Origin of the sequence: Aquimarina sp. MMG016 (assembly GCF_018100805.1) — a bacterium.
Lineage (GTDB): Bacteria > Bacteroidota > Bacteroidia > Flavobacteriales > Flavobacteriaceae > Aquimarina.
Window position 1 is genome coordinate 44,414 of record NZ_JAGJEA010000011.1, and the last position, 17,902, is coordinate 62,315.

General features: G+C 34.2%; 14 protein-coding genes. 7 read left to right on the forward strand and 7 right to left on the reverse strand.

The window, feature by feature from the left end:
- The first annotated feature begins 17 nt into the window (after positions 1–17).
- Positions 18–1,718, forward strand: a complete 1,701-nt coding sequence (locus J8M14_RS17725; RefSeq protein ID WP_211076160.1) for a transporter — start codon at positions 18–20, stop codon at positions 1,716–1,718.
- Positions 1,719–1,842: 124 nt separating this feature from the next.
- Positions 1,843–2,973, forward strand: a complete 1,131-nt coding sequence (locus tag J8M14_RS17730) for a GNAT family N-acetyltransferase (protein WP_211076161.1) — start codon at positions 1,843–1,845, stop codon at positions 2,971–2,973.
- Between the two features lie 82 nt (positions 2,974–3,055).
- Here J8M14_RS17730 and J8M14_RS17735 read toward each other — a convergent pair whose 3' ends face one another.
- The 3 genes from J8M14_RS17735 to J8M14_RS17745 form a co-directional block, all read right to left on the reverse strand.
- Positions 3,056–4,315 (reverse strand): aminotransferase class I/II-fold pyridoxal phosphate-dependent enzyme, encoded by a 1,260-nt coding sequence (locus tag J8M14_RS17735; RefSeq protein WP_211076162.1) that lies wholly within the window; start codon positions 4,313–4,315, stop codon positions 3,056–3,058.
- A 148-nt stretch (positions 4,316–4,463) separates the two neighbouring features.
- Complete coding sequence (locus tag J8M14_RS17740; protein ID WP_211076163.1) at positions 4,464–5,504, reverse strand: cysteine synthase family protein; 1,041 nt, start codon at positions 5,502–5,504, stop codon at positions 4,464–4,466.
- Between the two features lie 88 nt (positions 5,505–5,592).
- Entirely contained in the window at positions 5,593–7,728 is a 2,136-nt protein-coding gene (locus J8M14_RS17745; protein ID WP_211076164.1) for a S9 family peptidase, read from the reverse strand.
- 70 nt (positions 7,729–7,798) lie between these two features.
- Between J8M14_RS17745 and J8M14_RS17750 the strand changes: the two genes are divergently transcribed.
- Together J8M14_RS17750 and J8M14_RS17755 are read left to right on the forward strand one after the other, a co-directional pair.
- Positions 7,799–8,125, forward strand: coding sequence for a YbaB/EbfC family nucleoid-associated protein (locus J8M14_RS17750; RefSeq protein ID WP_211076165.1), 327 nt, complete (start codon positions 7,799–7,801; stop codon positions 8,123–8,125).
- A gap of 43 nt (positions 8,126–8,168) precedes the next feature.
- The gene (locus J8M14_RS17755; RefSeq protein WP_211076166.1) at positions 8,169–8,618 is read left to right on the forward strand and encodes a thioredoxin family protein; all 450 of its coding nucleotides are present in this window, start codon (positions 8,169–8,171) and stop codon (positions 8,616–8,618) included.
- A gap of 58 nt (positions 8,619–8,676) precedes the next feature.
- On the opposite strand, the gene J8M14_RS17760 is transcribed toward J8M14_RS17755, so the two are convergent.
- Positions 8,677–9,780: an OmpA family protein gene (locus J8M14_RS17760; RefSeq protein ID WP_211076167.1), complete on the reverse strand. Its 1,104-nt coding sequence runs from the start codon at positions 9,778–9,780 to the stop codon at positions 8,677–8,679.
- Between the two features lie 227 nt (positions 9,781–10,007).
- On the opposite strand from J8M14_RS17760, the gene J8M14_RS17765 reads away from it, so the two are divergent.
- Positions 10,008–10,328 carry a YegP family protein gene (locus J8M14_RS17765; protein ID WP_211076168.1) on the forward strand — a complete coding sequence of 107 codons (321 nt, stop codon included), beginning with the start codon at positions 10,008–10,010 and terminating at the stop codon, positions 10,326–10,328.
- Positions 10,329–10,367: 39 nt separating this feature from the next.
- Here J8M14_RS17765 and J8M14_RS17770 read toward each other — a convergent pair whose 3' ends face one another.
- Together J8M14_RS17770 and J8M14_RS17775 are read right to left on the reverse strand one after the other, a co-directional pair.
- Positions 10,368–11,408, reverse strand: a complete 1,041-nt coding sequence (locus J8M14_RS17770; RefSeq protein ID WP_211076169.1) for a GntG family PLP-dependent aldolase — start codon at positions 11,406–11,408, stop codon at positions 10,368–10,370.
- A gap of 29 nt (positions 11,409–11,437) precedes the next feature.
- Positions 11,438–13,861 carry a zinc-dependent metalloprotease gene (locus J8M14_RS17775; protein WP_211076170.1) on the reverse strand — a complete coding sequence of 808 codons (2,424 nt, stop codon included), beginning with the start codon at positions 13,859–13,861 and terminating at the stop codon, positions 11,438–11,440.
- Positions 13,862–13,973: 112 nt separating this feature from the next.
- Between J8M14_RS17775 and prfB the strand changes: the two genes are divergently transcribed.
- Positions 13,974–15,072 (forward strand): peptide chain release factor 2 gene (gene prfB / locus J8M14_RS17780; protein WP_211076171.1). Its coding sequence is split into 2 segments (ribosomal slippage): positions 13,974–14,036 and positions 14,038–15,072, totalling 1,098 coding nucleotides; the frame shifts between segments, so codons are not numbered across the junction.
- Between the two features lie 12 nt (positions 15,073–15,084).
- Positions 15,085–15,426, forward strand: a complete 342-nt coding sequence (gene arsC, locus J8M14_RS17785; RefSeq protein ID WP_211076172.1) for an arsenate reductase (glutaredoxin) — start codon at positions 15,085–15,087, stop codon at positions 15,424–15,426.
- A gap of 70 nt (positions 15,427–15,496) precedes the next feature.
- On the opposite strand, the gene J8M14_RS17790 is transcribed toward arsC, so the two are convergent.
- Positions 15,497–17,896, reverse strand: a complete 2,400-nt coding sequence (locus J8M14_RS17790) for an immunoglobulin-like domain-containing protein (protein ID WP_211076173.1) — start codon at positions 17,894–17,896, stop codon at positions 15,497–15,499.
- Between the last annotated feature and the right edge of the window lie 6 nt (positions 17,897–17,902).

Here is a 17,902-nt window from a genome sequence, read left to right on the forward strand (position 1 = left end):
CCTACTGTCCTAAAAAAATGATAAAATCTGCTATATTTGAACCAAAAGTATTGGATATGAGCCCTAAATCAATTCTATTACTGGTTAGCCTCCTTTTATTAAGTTTTATAGGATCGGCACAGTACACAGAAAAAATTAACTCTAATAGACCAGGAACATCTCAGGGTGCTTTTTCTGTTGGTAACAATGTACTTCAATTCGAAGGCGGTTTTGGTTTTGGGAAACAGAAACACAAAATTTTAAATACAAGAACAAACACTTTTAATTTCGATTATACTGCTAGGTATGGACTGCTAATCGAGCAATTAGAAATTAGGTTCAATGGTAAATATAGAAGTGATGGTGTAAGAATAGCGGTTGGAGGTACTGAGGAGAAAATACGTCAAAGTAATTTTGAACTAAACACCATCGGAGCAAAATATCTAATTTATGATCCTTATAAAAAACCTAAAGAAAAGGATTCTATAGATTATGAAGACTTAAAAAGCTGGAGAAGAACACATCGTTTTAAGTGGAAATCATTAATTCCTGCGGTATCTGCATATGTAGGAGCTAATTTTGTTACTAAAAACAATCCATTCACAGCATCTGGAGATGAAGGCTTTAGCCCAAAAGTTGTATTAGCTACTCAAAATAACTGGAATACCCGTCTTAGTGGTGACTGGGCTTTAGTTACTAACTTAATTTTTGACAAAATAACAACCGATGATCTTGTTATAGGATGGATTATAACTTCTACCCATACCATTAGAGATAAATGGGCTGTTTTCGGAGAATATCAAGGTCAAAAAAGTGATTTCTATAGTGACGATATATTGCGATTAGGTGGAGCATATCTATTTAATAAAGATTTGCAAATTGACACTAATGTCGCGTTTAATTTTAAGGACACTCCTTCAATCTTTACTTTTAGTGTTGGTGCATCTTATCGTTTTGATTGGCATACCAAAGATGAAATTATAGAAAAACCTGGACTAGAAGGTGGCGTTAAAGAAAAAGAAGAAGAAGGAGAAGGAGAAGACGGATTGGAACTTGATGAATTCGAACAAGAAGAAAATGATAGCCTCAAGCTAGGAAAAACACCTTTTATTAATGAATTCGAAGATGATAGTTTTAGAGATGCGATAGAACAAGACCTTGACGAAAGAAGAACCGAAGAGCGATTAGAACGTGAACGTATTGAAGCTGAAAAAATAGCTAAAAAAGAAGACAAAAAGTTCCAGAAAGAAGAACGCAGAAGGTTAAAACGTGAAGAAAAAGAAGCTAAAAAAGCAGAAAAAGCTCGTCTTAAAGAAGAGAAAGAAAAACAGAAAATGATTGATGATATCGATGCAGAATTAGATAAGATAGAACAAGATGAAGGCATAGATAATCAATTGGATGACTTGGATGCAGAACTTAAAAAACTGGAAGAAGAAGAAGCTCAATTTAAATCTGAAGAAGAGAAACTAAAAGAAGCCGAGCAAAAACAAGCTGAAGAGGATCAAAACATAGACGACGAATACGAAAAGCTTCAACAAGAACAAGCAAAAGCAGAGAAAGAAGAAGCTAAACGCAGAAAGAAAGCAGAAGCTAAACGTAAAAAGGAAGAAAGGAAAAGAAAAAAAGAAGAGGCAAAGCGTAAAAAGCAAGAAGCTAAAAAGAAAAAGCAAGAAGCTAATAACGAAAAAACCAAAGAAGAAATTGATGAAGAGCTAAAAATACTGGACGATCAATAAATTGTCTCAGTAATAGCTAACAGGTATAAGCCCTCGAAAACTATTAAATATACTGTAATTGAAACTTTATAGTTACAATATTTAAAAAAGGGTTATATATTTGCTATGTTTTAGTTCATATTATATGATTACAATAAAAGAAATTACTTCGAAAGGAGATTTAACTACATTTGTTAAGTTTCCTTTTCAATTATATAAAGATTCCCCCTATTACGTTCCTTCTATTATCAAAGAAGAACTTGATGTAATGAATCCTCAAAAGAATCCTGTTTTTAAAAATGCAGACGCTAAATACTTTTTAGCATATAAAAACAATGTTATAGTTGGAAGAATTGCTGCTATTATAAATTGGATCGAAGTAAAAGAACAGAAAAAACCAAAAGTTCGTTTCGGATGGTTTGATGTAATTGATGATATTGAAGTTACTAAAGCTTTACTAAAAAAAGTCGGAGAATATGGCGCAAAGCATGACTTAACCTATATGGAAGGCCCCGTAGGGTTTTCCAACATGGACAAAGCTGGTATTTTGATCAAAGGTTTTGATGAACTAAATACTATGATTACCTGGTATAATTATCCATATTATGCCAAACATATGGAAGAATTAGGTTTTGAAAAAGCGGCTACCTGGGTAGAATATAAAATTAAAGTTCCCAAAGAGACTAAGGAGAAAGTTATTAAATTTTCACAGATCATTAAAGAACGTTACCAATTAAAACTCCTTAAATTCAACAAAAGCAAAGAGCTTCTGGTCTATGCCGATGATATGTTTGATCTTTTGAATAAGACATATAGTAGTCTACAGACTTTTGTTCCTATACAACCCTATCAAATCGAAATGTATAAGAAAAAGTACTTACCATATCTAAATCCAGAATACATAACGTGTATTGCCGATAAGGAAGGTAAACTAATTGCTTTTTCTATTGTTATGCCTTCATTTTCTAAAGCACTAAAAAAAATGAACGGCAAAATATATCCACTTCGTTTTTTACATATTCTTAAAGCACAGCGTAGAAACGATACTGCAGCCTTTTACCTTATTGGAGTAGATCCGGAATATCAGAACAAAGGAGTTACTGCTCTCATTTTTAAAGAAATGAATGAAGCCTTTATACGTAATGGTATTGAAGTAGTAGAAACCAATCCAGAATTAGAAGAAAATAAAGCTATCCAGGCTTTATGGAATGGTTATGAGCATGAACAACATAAAAAAAGAAGAACTTTTAGAAAAGAACTTAAGGATTTATCCTAAAAACAAGAACGTCTACAACTCCCCACATAAAAAAAATCCGCTATTGATAGCGGATTTTTTTTATGTAAGAAGAAGGAAAACTTTATTCTCCCATTGCCTCTGCAACTGCTGCAGAAACTCTTTTATAAGTACCATTTTCAAGTCTTTCTCTAATTGACGAAAAAGCATTTAGTGTCTCTTCTACATCCTCTAGAGTATGCGATGCAGTAGGAATTAATCGCAATAAGATCAATCCCTTTGGTATTACAGGATATACAACTATAGAGCAAAAAATCCCATAATTTTCTCGTAAATCCTTTACTAAAGCCATTGCTTCAGGAATACTACCTTTTAGATATACAGGTGTAACACAACTTTGAGTGGTCCCCAAGTCAAACCCTCTATCCCTAAGACCATTCTGTAAAGCATTTACGTTTTCCCAAAGCTTAGCTTTAAGCTCAGGCATAGTTCTCAGCATATCTAGACGCTTCAAAGCACCAACCACTAACTGCATTTGTAATGATTTAGCAAACATCTGAGAACGTAGATTATATTTTAGATAGTCAATAATCTCCTGATCTGCAGCAATAAATGCTCCAGTACTAGCCATTGATTTTGCAAAAGTGGCAAAATACACATCTATCTCATCCTGAACTCCTTGTTCTTCTCCAGTTCCTGCACCAGTAGCTCCCAGAGTACCAAATCCATGAGCATCATCAACAAAAATCCTGAAATTAAATTTTTCCTTTAAAGCAACAATCTCTTTAAGTTTACCTTGTTCACCACGCATACCAAAAACACCTTCAGAAATCAATAAAATTCCTCCTCCAGTCTTTTCAGCCATTTTTGTGGCTCTCATCAAGTTTTTCTCTATGCTTTCGATATCATTATGTCGGTATGTATATCGTTGTCCTTGATGAAGTCTTACACCATCAATTATACAAGCATGGGCATCCACATCATATACAATAATATCATCTTTACTTACCAGGGCATCGATTGTAGAAACCATTCCTTGATAACCAAAGTTTAAAAGATAAGCTGCTTCTTTATCCACAAATGTCGCTAACTCATCCTGTAATTGCTCATGAAGATCAGTATGACCACTCATCATTCTTGCCCCCATAGGATATGCAGAACCATAAGCTGCCGCTGCCTCAGCATCAACTTTACGAACTTCTTCTTTATTAGCTAAGCCCAAATAGTCATTTATACTCCAAGTAATTACTTCTCTCCCTTGAAACTTCATTCTATTTGATATTGGGCCTTCCAGCTTTGGAAACACAAAATATCCTTCTGCCTGATCTGCCCATTTCCCTAAAGGACCTTTGTCCTTATATATCTTATCAAATAAATCTCTCATCTACCAAAAATTTGATTTCTTTAAGTTTGCGAAAATACAGAAAATTGATGTGATCACATAATTATATCAAAAAACACTGCTATAAATAATAAATTCACAAAAAAGCATCTGTAAAGTGCCAGATGCTTCAATTTTCTAGATTCTGAACTTACTTAATAAATTCAACTTTCATTTCTTCTAATTCGTTTTGACCATCAAAAAAACCTTGTTCGGTCATCCAATCGTCACTATATACTTTACTCATATACCTGGATCCATGATCCGGAAGAATAACTATTACATTACTATTTTCATCAAACTCTCCTTGCATAGCCATTTGCTTTACTCCTTGCAAAGCTGCTCCACTGGTATATCCTAAAAACATACCTTCTTTCCTTACTAATTCACGTGCAGTGAGGGCACTATCCTCATCATTTACCTTTTCAAACTTATCAATTACATCAAAGTCCGTAGCTGTGGGAATCAGGTTTTTTCCTAACCCTTCTATTCTATATGGATAAATTTCATCTTTATCAAACTCTCGAGTTTCGTGATACTTTTTTAGAACCGAACCATATGCATCGATTCCTAAAATACGAATGTCATTATTCTTTTCTTTCAGGTATCTTCCTGTACCGGAAATGGTTCCTCCTGTACCACAACAAGCTACAAGATGTGTAATCAGACCATTGGTCTGATTCCATATCTCAGGCCCCATAGAATTGTAATGGGCATCAATATTTAATTGATTAAAATATTGATTAATGTACACAGAATTTTCTGTTTCTTCATGAAGTCTTTTAGCTACCTGATAATACGACCTAGGATCATCTGCACTTACATGAGCAGGGCAAACATATACCTTAGCACCCATATTTTTAAGCATGTCAATCTTATCATTAGAAGATTTTGAACTTACAGCTAGAATACAGTCATAACCTTTAATCACACTAACCATAGCTAAACTAAACCCTGTATTTCCACTTGTCGTTTCAATAATAGTACTACCAGGTTTAAGAATACCTTTTCTTTCGGCTTCTTCAATAATATAAAGTGCGATTCTATCTTTGGTGGAGTGTCCCGGGTTAAAAGATTCTATTTTAGCATAGAAATTGCCAGGAAAGTCGTTCATAATACTGTTTAGTTTTACAAGTGGGGTATCACCTATAAGCTCCAAAACATTATTATAAGCCCTTATGTTTTCTTTCATATAGTTGCGTTTTAACAAGTAAATGATATAAATATGGGGAATCATTTACCGCCTAAAAAACGGTACGAAGTTACATTAAATTTTTCAATTAACTCCTTATTCCTTCTAAATCGAATAAAAAAGCGTATTCTTTTGCAACCTCTTTTAAAGCCTCGAATCTTCCTGAAGCGCCACCGTGACCAGTATCCATATTGGTGTGTAATAACAAGATATTATCATCTGTTTTTAATTCTCTTAGCTTCGCTACCCATTTGGCGGGTTCCCAATATTGCACTTGAGAATCATGTAATCCTGTTGTAACTAGCATATTAGGATATTCTTGAGCAACGATATTATCATATGGAGAATATGACTTCATATATCCATAATACTCTTTTTCATTTGGGTTACCCCATTCATCATACTCTCCTGTAGTTAATGGAATGCTATCATCTAACATCGTAGTGACCACATCTACAAAAGGTACAGCCGCCACTACTCCATTATATAATTTTGAAGTCATATTTATTATCGCCCCCATTAAAAGTCCACCAGCCGAACCACCCATGGCGTATAAATGATCCTGAGAGGTATATCCATCTTCTATCAAAAATTTAGAACAATCGATAAAATCAGTAAAAGTATTTTTTTTCTTTAATAGCTTTCCATCTTCATACCAGGATCTACCCAAATACTCGCTTCCGCGTATATGTGCAATTGCATAAATAAACCCTCTATCAAGTAAACTTAATCTAACAGAAGAAAAATAAGGATCAATGGTTGAACCATAAGAACCATAACCGTATTGTAATAAAGGATTCTTTCCGTTTTTTTCTATACCTTTTCTATATACCAAAGAAATCGGAATTTTGGTTCCATCGGTGGCGGTAGCCCATACTCGCTCTGATATATAATTATTTTTATTAAACTTCCCTCCTAAAACCTCTTGTTCTTTCTTTACTTCTTTCTTTTTGGTTTCCATATCAAAGTCGATCACAGAATTGGGAGTAGTAAGAGAGTTATAAGAATATCTTAAGTGTTTTGTGTCAAAATCTGGATTGGTACTTACTCCAGCAGTATAAGTTTCATTATCAAAAGGAAGGTAATAATCGGCAGAGCCATCCCATCTTTTAATATTAATCATATTCAAACCATTATTCCGCTCGCTGATAACTAAATAATCTTTAAAAATCTCTACATCTTCAATCAAAACATCCTTGCGATGAGGAATAAGATCTACCCAATTTTCCTTAGCAGTATTTTCTTCACTAACTTTCATTAATTTAAAGTTGGAAGCTTTATCTGCATTGGTTAACACATAAAAATGATCTTCATAATGTGCAATACCATATTCTACCCCCCTAATTCTAGGTTGAAAAACCTTAAACTCACCTTGAGGATCATCTGCTCTTAGAAATCTATATTCTGAAGTCAAAGTACTATAAGAACCAATAATGATATATTTCCTAGATTTTGTTTTATAAACGAACGTATTGAAAGTATCATCTTTTTCATTATAAACTTCTACATCCTTGGTTACTGGTGTATTTAGTATATGTCTATAAATTCTATCAGAGCGCAAGGTTTCTTCATCTTTTTTAGTATAAAAAAGTGTTTTACCATCAGCAGCCCAGGTACTCCCGCCAGTAGTGTTTTCTATTTTTTCCGGATAAATTTCTCCGGTTACCAGGTTTTTGATACTAATATTATATTTACGTCGACTTACCGTATCCACTCCAAAAGCTATAAGCGTATTATCGGGGCTTACATTTAAACCTACCATTCTGAAATAGCTATGTCCTTCTGCTTCTATGTTACAGTCAAAAAGTATTTCTTCCTCTGCCTCTAATGTTTCTTTCTTTCTAGAGTAAATAGGATAATCTTTCCCTTTCTCATATCTGGTAATATACCAATATCCATTTTTCTTATAAGGCACAGATGCATCTTCTTCTTTAACTCTACCCTTCATCTCTTCAAAAAGTGATTCTTGAAAATCTTTGGTATGCGAAGTCATTTTGTCGTTATAATCATTCTCACGTTCCAGATAGTCAATAACATTAGCATCTTCTCTTTCTTTTAGCCAAAAATAATTATCAACACGAACATCGTCATGTTTTTCCAGATTAGTTGGGTTCTTATCTGCTATTGGAGGCTTTATATCTGTATCAATTGTTGACATGGTTATACATTTATATGAAGTTGCTAAAATAATAGATAACAGAAATATAATACATAGTCTTTTCATATTATTATACTGGTTTATTAACAGGCAAAATGCTAATTTTGCCTTAATAATTTTAAAAAAAGATATACTCATGTTTGGAGATATGATGGGAATGATGGGCAAACTCAAAGAAGCTCAACAAAAAGTGGAAGAGACAAAAAAAAGATTAGATACTGTACTTATCGATGAAAATAGTTCTGATAATGCATTAAAAGTTACCATAACTGCAAATCGAGAAATAAAAAACATTTCGATTTCTGATACATTATTAGAGGACAAAGAGCAGTTAGAGGATTATTTGGTACTTACTATTAATAAAGCTATTGCAAAAGCTACTCAAATCAATGAAGCAGAACTTGCGGCGGCGGCTAAAGAAGGGATGCCCAATATTCCTGGATTAGGCAACTTTATGAAATAGTTGGAATAGTTTTTGGTAATTCAATAATAAAAATTCATAGTCTATGAAAAATCTTTTGTTCATTTTTATTTTTATTGGTTTCTCAGCATCTGCACAGTTTGATCAAGGAAATTCATTATGGATACAGAATTGGAAAAGTGCAAAGATAAAAGCAAAAAAGGAACGAAAACCTATCCTTATGTACTTTAGCGGAAGTGATTGGTGTAGACCTTGCAAAATGCTACAAGAAGATTTTTTTAACAGTCAAAAATTTGAGCAATATAAAAACTCTTTTATTTTCCTATATATTGATATTCCTAGAAATAAGGACTTATTATCTAAAGAGCAGAATATTGAAAACAACAAACTTGTAGAATTATACAATAAGGAAAAATCGTTTCCTTTAATAAATATAATGGATGATAAAGGAAAAGTCTTGGATAAAATTTCTGGATACAGCTCTCTAAGAGACACCAAATATCATTTTGAGTTACTGGATAAATTCAAAAACTAAATAAAAATGCCTGATAACTTTATCAGGCATTTTTTAAATTAATGATTATAACAACTTCTTATTGAATTAACCTAAATTCTGTTCTTCTATTAGAAGCATGCTGTCTTTCTGTACAAGTAACACCATCTGAACATCTATTCTTAAGCCTTGTTTCTCCATATCCGTTTGCAACTAAACGGCTAGAGTTAACTCCCTTAGAAATCAGATAAGTAACAACAGATTGTGCTCTTCTATCAGAAAGCGCTTTATTACTTGATTTCGAACCTCTTGAATCCGTATGCGAAGCAATTTCCATTTTAGCACCAGGGTTGTTAGCTAATACCGGCATTAATCTGGTGTCAATTATACTTTTTGCCTGTGGTGTTAACGTTGCACTCCCTAAATCCCAATTAATTGGTAAAGCTGAATATTCAACCAAAGAACACTCTACTTCTTTCCAGGTCGTAAGTCCGCCTTTTTGAGTAAGCACCTCTTTTGTAACGGTTTTAAATGTTGCAGGAACAACAACTTCTTCTGTATAAGCATCTTTTACCAATACTGTTTTGGTAACCGTACCGTATTCTGCTGGAATCTCTTCCTCAATAACCCTTGCAGGTTCAACCACTACTCTTTTTGAATAAGTGCCCGATTGTTCAGGAATTGGATTACTAGAAGTAGTTGCATCAGCATTTAAAACCTGAGTTGGAACAGTTGTAAATTCAGCAGGGTAACCTTTATAACACCAATAACGACAGTCATCAGGGTTACCTGAAGCACAATCCGGTGCGGGCGAACCTAATTCCCATTGTGCATATGCAGGCTTTATCTCCACAGTTTCTGCTCCTGTACCTAATTTAGCAGGAATAACTTTAAGCGTAGAAGCCCCTTGTTTTTTAAGAAAAGTAATTGTTTCCGTGCGATACTTAGCCGGAACAACCGTAAGTTTCTTTGATGCTTCTTTAATAATTACTTCTTCAGTTACTTTTTTGTATTCTGCAGGTACTACCTTTAGTTTTTTGAACTCAGGAGTAACTTGCACTTGCACAGTTTGGTTTTCATAAACATCAGGAGTGGTACAACGTACATAACACTTTCCTGGTTCTGGATTTGGTGGTAAATCCTGAGCATAAGTAGTACTAAACCCCAGTACTAACAAAATCGAAAATAAGATCTGTTTTTTCATAGTTGATCATTTGTGGTTATTAAATATTTATAATAAGATACGAAATTACCATCGGGGAAAATATAGTCTTATAAAGTAATATTAGAAAATCTTATATTTTCGACAATCTGTTTTCTTTTTCGATGAAAAGCACAAAAAACAAACCTTCATAATTTATAAATTTTTCTTTCTCATAAGAATTATATAATTTTAACAATGTCATATTAATTTAATTAAAACTTAAAAACATGTTTGAACTTAAAAATAAAGAAGGATCTAGTTACCATTTTACACTAAAAGCTAAAAACGGGCAAGTAATCTTGAGTAGTGAGGTATATAATAGTAAAGCTGCTGCTCAGAACGGAATCGCTTCTGTACAAAAAAACGCTTCTGAAGATGGTAGATATGAACGCAAAACTGCGAAAGATGGTAGATTCTTTTTTAATTTAAAAGCTACTAATGGACAAGTTATCGGTAGTAGCCAAATGTATTCTTCTGAATCCGGAATGGAAAACGGAATCAATTCAGTAAAAGAAAATGCACCTGGCGCAGGTACTAAAGAAGTTTAATCTTTTAAGTGTTTAATGTATAAAATTGAATAAAGCTGTTTAGAGTTTCTGAACAGCTTTATTTATTTCAAAGGACTTCAACAATTTCAAGAAATGCTCATGCATTATTGGAGTATAATCAAGATGAGTGACAAATCTTAATTTCCCTTGTCCCATTCCATAAAAATGCACATCTTTAGTTTCCATTTTTGAAATAAAATCTTCTTCATCACCATCAATAGTAAAAATAACGATATTAGTATCTATTGGCTCTACTTTTTTTACGAAAGATAAATTTTCTAATACTTCTCCAATTTCTTGAGCTCGTTTATGATCTTCGTCTAAACGTTCTATATGGTTTTCTATCGCATATAAACCAGCAGCAGCAAGGTACCCAACTTGTCTCATCCCTCCACCTAAAACTTTCCTAACACGCATCGCGTTATTCATGATTTCTGTATTACCTATCAATACTGATCCGATCGGAGCTCCCAAACCTTTGCTTAAGCAAACCGAAATTGTATCAAAAGCTTCTCCATATTGCAAAGGACTCTCTTTTTTTGCTACCAAAGCATTCCATAATCGAGCACCATCTAAATGATACCCTAAATTATGATCATCACATACTTTTCTGATTTTTCTTATTTCTTCAAAATTATAACAAGCCCCACCTCCTTTATTTGTTGTATTTTCGATACATACCAAACTTGTTAACGGACTATGATAAAAATCCGGTGGATTAATTGACTGCTCTACTTGTGAAGCTGTGATCATCCCTCTATATCCTTTAATTAATTTACAAGAAACAGCACTATTAAAAGAAACCCCTCCTCCTTCATAATTATAAACATGGGCATATTCATCAGCTATCAGTTGCTCTCCAGGTTGTGTATGTAATTTTATAGCAGTCTGATTGGCCATACTCCCAGTAGGAAAGAATAAAGCTTTTTCTTTACCAAACATATTGGCTACTCTTTTTTCTAATTCATTTACCGTAGGATCCTCTTTATACACATCATCTCCAACTTCAGCATTCATCATAGCACTAAGCATACCAGAGGTAGGTTTAGTAACCGTATCACTTCTTAAATCTATTCTCATCTATCTTTTTATTTTGCTTACGCGAAAATTCAATTCCTTTTATAAAATTCACATTGATAACTTCCTATTGGAGAACCATCAGGAATTTTTGGTGAAGGTAATATTTTAAATTTCTCGGGTTTCTCTATGAAGTCATTAATTTGTTTTAAATAATAGCCTGTATACATTTTATCTACACCGTTGCTTTTATCATTTTTAAGCAATAAGCCTATATCTCTAATTTTCCCAAAAGCAATTGCATTCACCTGCGAATATGCTTGTTTGTTATTACCAAGACTCATTATATGTTTTAAGACATTTGACTTCACCATATATTGAATCTCTTTATGATAATTATTTTGAGTTTTAGCTTTAAAAGTTACATCAATCAATTCATCAAGCGTTTCTGACAATCCTAACTGTTTTTCATCCAAACTCTTTTGTTTTACCAATCTAGAAGCTCTTTGAGGATGTAATAACAATGACAAACTCATATCGCTAGCTGTTGAAGCTACACTTAATGGATCAAACCCAACTCCAGTTTTTCCTTTAAAAGATTCTCTGGTTCTATTATACCCAAAAGCCCTTGGCGGAAAAAGCTCTAGTTTATCTTCAGGGATTACCAAAACTTCGGGGAATAAGGTTTTTAAGACTTGTTTTAATGCTTCTTTTTGTTGTCTTACATCAACAGTCTCCACAATAGTTTGCTGATCTCCTTTTACCGAATAATTGTAATTTAATCCTCCGATTAGTTTTACCGCGGCTTCTGTTTGATACCTATGAAAGAAATATAATGGAACAAAAACATCTTCTAAAATCGAATAAGGTTCATTACTTCTAATATTTTCAGCAGAGAAATTACGAATTCCCACTTCTCGAACTTTTAACACCTCTTCTAATTCCTCGGCTGCATTTTTTCCATTATCCCAAAGATGTGCCAAAGCATGAGCCCCTCCCGGAGGTCTGGCATCACTATCAGAAATAAAACGTAAACCAGACTGATAGGCTTCATCTAAAATTTGGTTTAGCTTCTCTTGTTCTTCGAGGTCTTCATTGAATTCAGAATAACTGTAAGCTACGGTGACCTTATCCCATACCCCTATTTTGGTATCATAAGCATCGGATAAGTCAATTTCACCATCTCTAAGCGTAACTTTAGGATGAGGATAATCCATTACAGAAGCTCTACCATTAGTACTAGCTGCAAAATTATGAGCAAATCCAATAGTATGCCCTACTTCATGAGCTGATAATTGACGAATTCTAGCTAGAGCCATTTCTAACATAGGTTGATAATTATCATCATTATTTTTAAAAGGTTGGTTCATTAATGCTTGAGCGATCAAAAAATCTTGACGAATACGCAAACTACCTAAACTCACATGTCCTTTTAAGATCTCACCCGTCCTTGGATCCACTACACTCGCTCCATAACTCCAACCTCTTGTGGATCGATGCACCCATTGAATTACATTGTATCGCAAATCCATCGGATCAGCATCAGATGGCAATATCTTTACCTGGAAGGCATCTTTAAAACCTATAGCCTCAAAAGCTTGATTCCACCATCTTGCACCATCTAATAAAGCTGATCTAACAGGTTCAGGAGTGCCTGGATCCAAATAATAAATGATTGGTTCTTTAGCTTCACTAATAGCTTGATCAGGATTTTCTTTTTCTAATCGATGTCTTATAATATAACGTTTGGTAATTGACTCTTGTACGGGAGTAGCATAATCCATATAAGAAATAGATATAGCTCCACTTCTAGGATCAAACTCTCTCTTTTTGTAATTGTTATCCGGTAACTCCACAAATGAATGATGCTGAACTACTGAAAGAAATTTAGCATCGGGAGCCACAGATCTAATATGTTCTCCTTTTGGAGCACCTTTATAGGTTAATAAAACTTCAAACTCAACATTCTTAGGGAAAGCTTTAGTTCTTTCTAAACTCAAAGCACTTTTAGACTTATCAATACTATAAGTCCCTTCTTTTTTAAATTTTAACCTAGATATAACCTCATGGGCATCCTGCATTAAGAAAGGAGTGAAATCAATAATATACTTACCAGAATTTTCTTGCTTTATGGGAAACCCAAACAAAACAGATTTAGCAAATGCTTGTTCTATACTTTTCTTTTCAAGTTCATTATTTGTTTCAGCCCGATATCGCTGATTTGGTTGAATAAGTAATAGTTTATTCCCACTCTTTTGGAATTTTACTACTACCCCATCTCCAATTTGACCTCTATCTAAACCGATATCATTGGACCCAAGACCGGTAGTTAATGAATGAACATACAGAAACTCTTCACCTATTTTATCAACCTCTAAATAAATTTCATCCTTCGATTCATTATAATAAAAATTAAAATATCCTTTGTAAGGTTTAAGATCTTTTTGTTTTTCTAAAAATTGAGCTGAAATTGAACTAGTTATAATTAAGAACAAATAAAAGAGATGTGGTTTCATGAACGATGGTTTGTATAGAGATATTTGCAAAAGTTTTAAAGCTATAAAATAATCCAAAAATTGTTTCTTACTGAACTGTTAAATCCTATTTTTGCTATAAATTAAAACTACTATGATTAACACAGAATCTATATTAGATCTGAGAAAGCGCCTGGTTGCGTTAAGGAGGTATCTTTGACATTGATGCCAAACTAATTGAAATAGCCAACGAAGAAGAAAAAACTTTTGCTCCTAATTTTTGGGATAACGCCCAAGAAGCCGAAAAAATAATGCGGGCTCTTAATGCAGAAAAAAAATGGGTTTCGGATTATGAAAAAGGAGAAACTCTGGTTGATGATCTAGAAGTATTATATGAATTCTACAAAGAAGGAGATACTACGGAAACTGAAGTTAATGAAAGACACACCGAAGCATTAGAGCAGATCGAAGAGCTTGAATTTAAAAACATGCTCAGTGACGAAGGAGATAGCATGAGTGCTGTATTACAAATTACTGCTGGTGCTGGTGGTACCGAAAGTTGTGATTGGGCCAGTATGCTAATGCGAATGTACTTAATGTGGGCTGAAAAACAAGGCTTTAAGATTAGAGAATTAAATTATCAAGGAGGAGATGTTGCCGGAATAAAAACTGTAACTCTAGAAATTGAAGGAGATTATGCTTTTGGATGGCTTAAAGGAGAAAATGGTGTACATCGCCTAGTCCGAATCTCGCCATTTGATAGTAATGCAAAACGACATACCTCTTTTGCTTCAATTTATGTCTATCCTCTTGCCGATGATAGTATTGAGATCGATATCAACCCTGCAGATTATGAAATTATAACATCTCGATCTAGCGGAGCTGGAGGGCAAAATGTGAATAAAGTTGAAACTAAAGTACAACTTACACACTTCCCTACCGGAATTCAGATCTCATGTTCCGATACCAGGTCACAACAAGAAAACAGGTTAAAAGCATTGCAGATGCTAAAATCACAGTTATTCGAGATTGAACTTCAAAAACAAAGAGCGCAACGAGATGAAATAGAGGCTTCTAAAATGAAAATTGAGTGGGGTTCTCAGATTCGTAATTATGTAATGCACCCTTATAAACTGGTAAAAGATGTCAGAACTGCAGAGGAAACTGGTAATGTAGATGCAGTTATGGATGGAAATATTGATGCTTTCCTAAAGGCCTATCTCATGATGATGGGGCAAAAAAATGAAGACTAAAAAACAATTACAATGGTTAAAATATATCACAATCCAAGATGTAGCAAATCCAGACAGGCTCTTTCTATTCTAGAAGAGCAAAATCAAGATATACATATTATTAAATATTTGGAAAACGTTCCTACTGAACAAGAATTATCTGAACTCATTAGTCTTTTAAACATTTCTCCAATTGAACTTGTGAGAAAAAATGAAGCTATTTGGAAAGAAAAATATAAAAGTAAAGAGCTTTCAGATCAAGACTTGATAAAAGCTATGGTTGAAAACCCTAAATTGATAGAGAGACCTATTATCGTTAAAAACAAAAAAGCAGTTATTGGAAGACCTCCAGAGAAAGTTATAACAATATTATAAAAGAGAAAAACCCTTTATTTTATAGCATAAAATAAAGGGTTTTTCTCTTTTATCTAAATCTTTAAACCTTTTAGAGTAAGCATCTATCTATTTGTCCTTCCGGAACACATTCACAAAATGGAAGGTCTGGGCAAGGTACAAAGCCAGGATCACAAACACATTGTACTCTAACAGTTCTAACTTTTTCCTGAGCAGCATTACCAGCATTATCAGAGACATTATACCTAACAGTATAAACTCCTGCTATATTTGTATTAACATTAGACGTGGTTTGAATTCGAGAAGTAATATTTCCATCTCTATTATCAGTTGCTGTTGCTCCTGCATCCACGTAATTAGTTCCAACTTCTATCGTTACATTCGTGAAACCTTGAATTGTAATAACTGGTGGAGTAGTATCTGGAGGATTAGTCACCGTAATCCTTACCGTAGCCGTATCTTCTCCTCCTCGGCCATCCCTAACAGTCATTGTCACATCGTATGTCCCTGCACTATTAAAGGTAAAGCTTCTATTATTTGGAAAACCGCCAGTATTATTACCGTTACCAAAATTCCAAGTTGAATTCTGTATCGCATCATCAGGGTCAGTAGATCCAGAATTATTAAATGAAACCGTCAACGGAGCTGGTCCAGAGGTTGTATTTGTTGTAATTCTAGCTACAGGCGGAGCATTTACGATAACAGTCCTTGTAGCTGTAGCTGTATTATTTGCAGCATCTCTAGCAGTATATGTAATAATATATGAGCCAGCAACACTGGTATTTACTGTTCCGGAAGGAGTTGCAGTTACTGTACCATCTACATCATCTAATGCGGTTGCTCCTAATTCAGTATAGGTTCCTCCTAACTGTATTATTTGAGGGTTTTGAGCCGGACTATTCAAGGTTATTACAGGTGCAGTTGAGTCTGGGTTTATAGACTCTATTTGCACAGTTGCAGTTCCTACTCCACCTAAATTATCTGTTACAGTTAAAATAGCAGTATAATTACCCGCAGCGTACTCATGAGTTGTAGCTAAAGGAAATACACCAGATGTGCCTTCTCCATCCCCAAAATCCCAAGAAGACGATACAATACTACCATCACTATCAGTTGATCCAGAATTATTAAAAGATGTAGACAAAGGCGCTAATCCAGATAGTGGACTTGCACTAATCACAGCTACCGGAGGTGCATTAACAATTACCGTTCTAGTAATTGAGGCTGTATTTTGTGCAGCGTCTGTTGCGGTATACGTGATAGTATACTCCCCAGGAACATTAACATCCACATTATTAGACGCTATAACCTCAACTACACTGTCTCTATCATCTGTAGCGGTAGCTCCAGGATCAACAAGAGCATTCCCTTGCTGCACAATAAGGGGATTTTTATCCTCATCAACCAATACAATTACAGGAGCAGTAACATCTGGATCCTGAATCACGAAATTAATCATTGCTGTTCTAACAACAGGTGTCTGATTTGCATTAGAAACAGTAAAAACAAGCTCATGAGTTGCTGCTACCGTTCCTGTATACTGTCCTGTGATTTCATCAAGTACAAAAGGAATTTCTTGTCCTGGTTGATAAGATGTTCCGTTATATAATAAACTTCCTTCACTAGATGTTGTATAGGTCATGGTATACGTCGAAGAGCCTGCCGTTTCTTCAATACTAAAACCAAGACTATTTGGGACCCCTGTAATAGGAGGAGCACTTGTTCTAAAGACACTAAATTCAAAATCAGGAGTATCTGTTACTTGTAAAGTAACTGTAGCCTCTCTAATTATACCAAAAGTTTTACTTTCAGTTGTAAATAAGATTTGAACTCTTCCTAAAGTAAGTCCTTCAAATTGCCAAACAAAATTTCCAGCAGGTGTATCTACTAATGTATCCGGAGCAGCATCCTCGCCATTAATCAATACTTTAGCTGTACCAGTATTCTCATCAGCAACGACAAACGAATACCTCGTCTCATAAGTATCTGGGCTTACCTGTGTAGTATTTTGAGTTAGCTCTTTTACTTCTCCAATATAAGCAGAACCTTCCTGAGGTTCAATTTGGTAAGTAAATGCAGTATCTTGAACATTATAAGTTAATTCTATTTGTTCTTCTCTTTGTTGAATATTCCTTATCGTGATTAAAACTTTATGGGTTCCTACTGTAGTCCCTGTATAACTCACAGAAATAGAACCACTAGGGAAATCTATGAATTCATCTTCCGGAATTTCTTCAGAATTAATGGTATATGAACCTGTTCCTTCTATAACTTCGTATTTGAACATATAGTCACCAGCCTGAATACCATCAATACCGGTAATGTTAAACTGAATATCATCAGATGTATTAACAAAAGTCTGAATAGCACCAGTTTTACTTACTTCAACCTTAAAAAACACTAAAAGATCTTCAGTTATTTCTTTAGTACAAGCGATTGCTAACAAAAGAAAAACTAACATCCCAGAAATATATTTGTAACTCTTTTTCATAGTTCT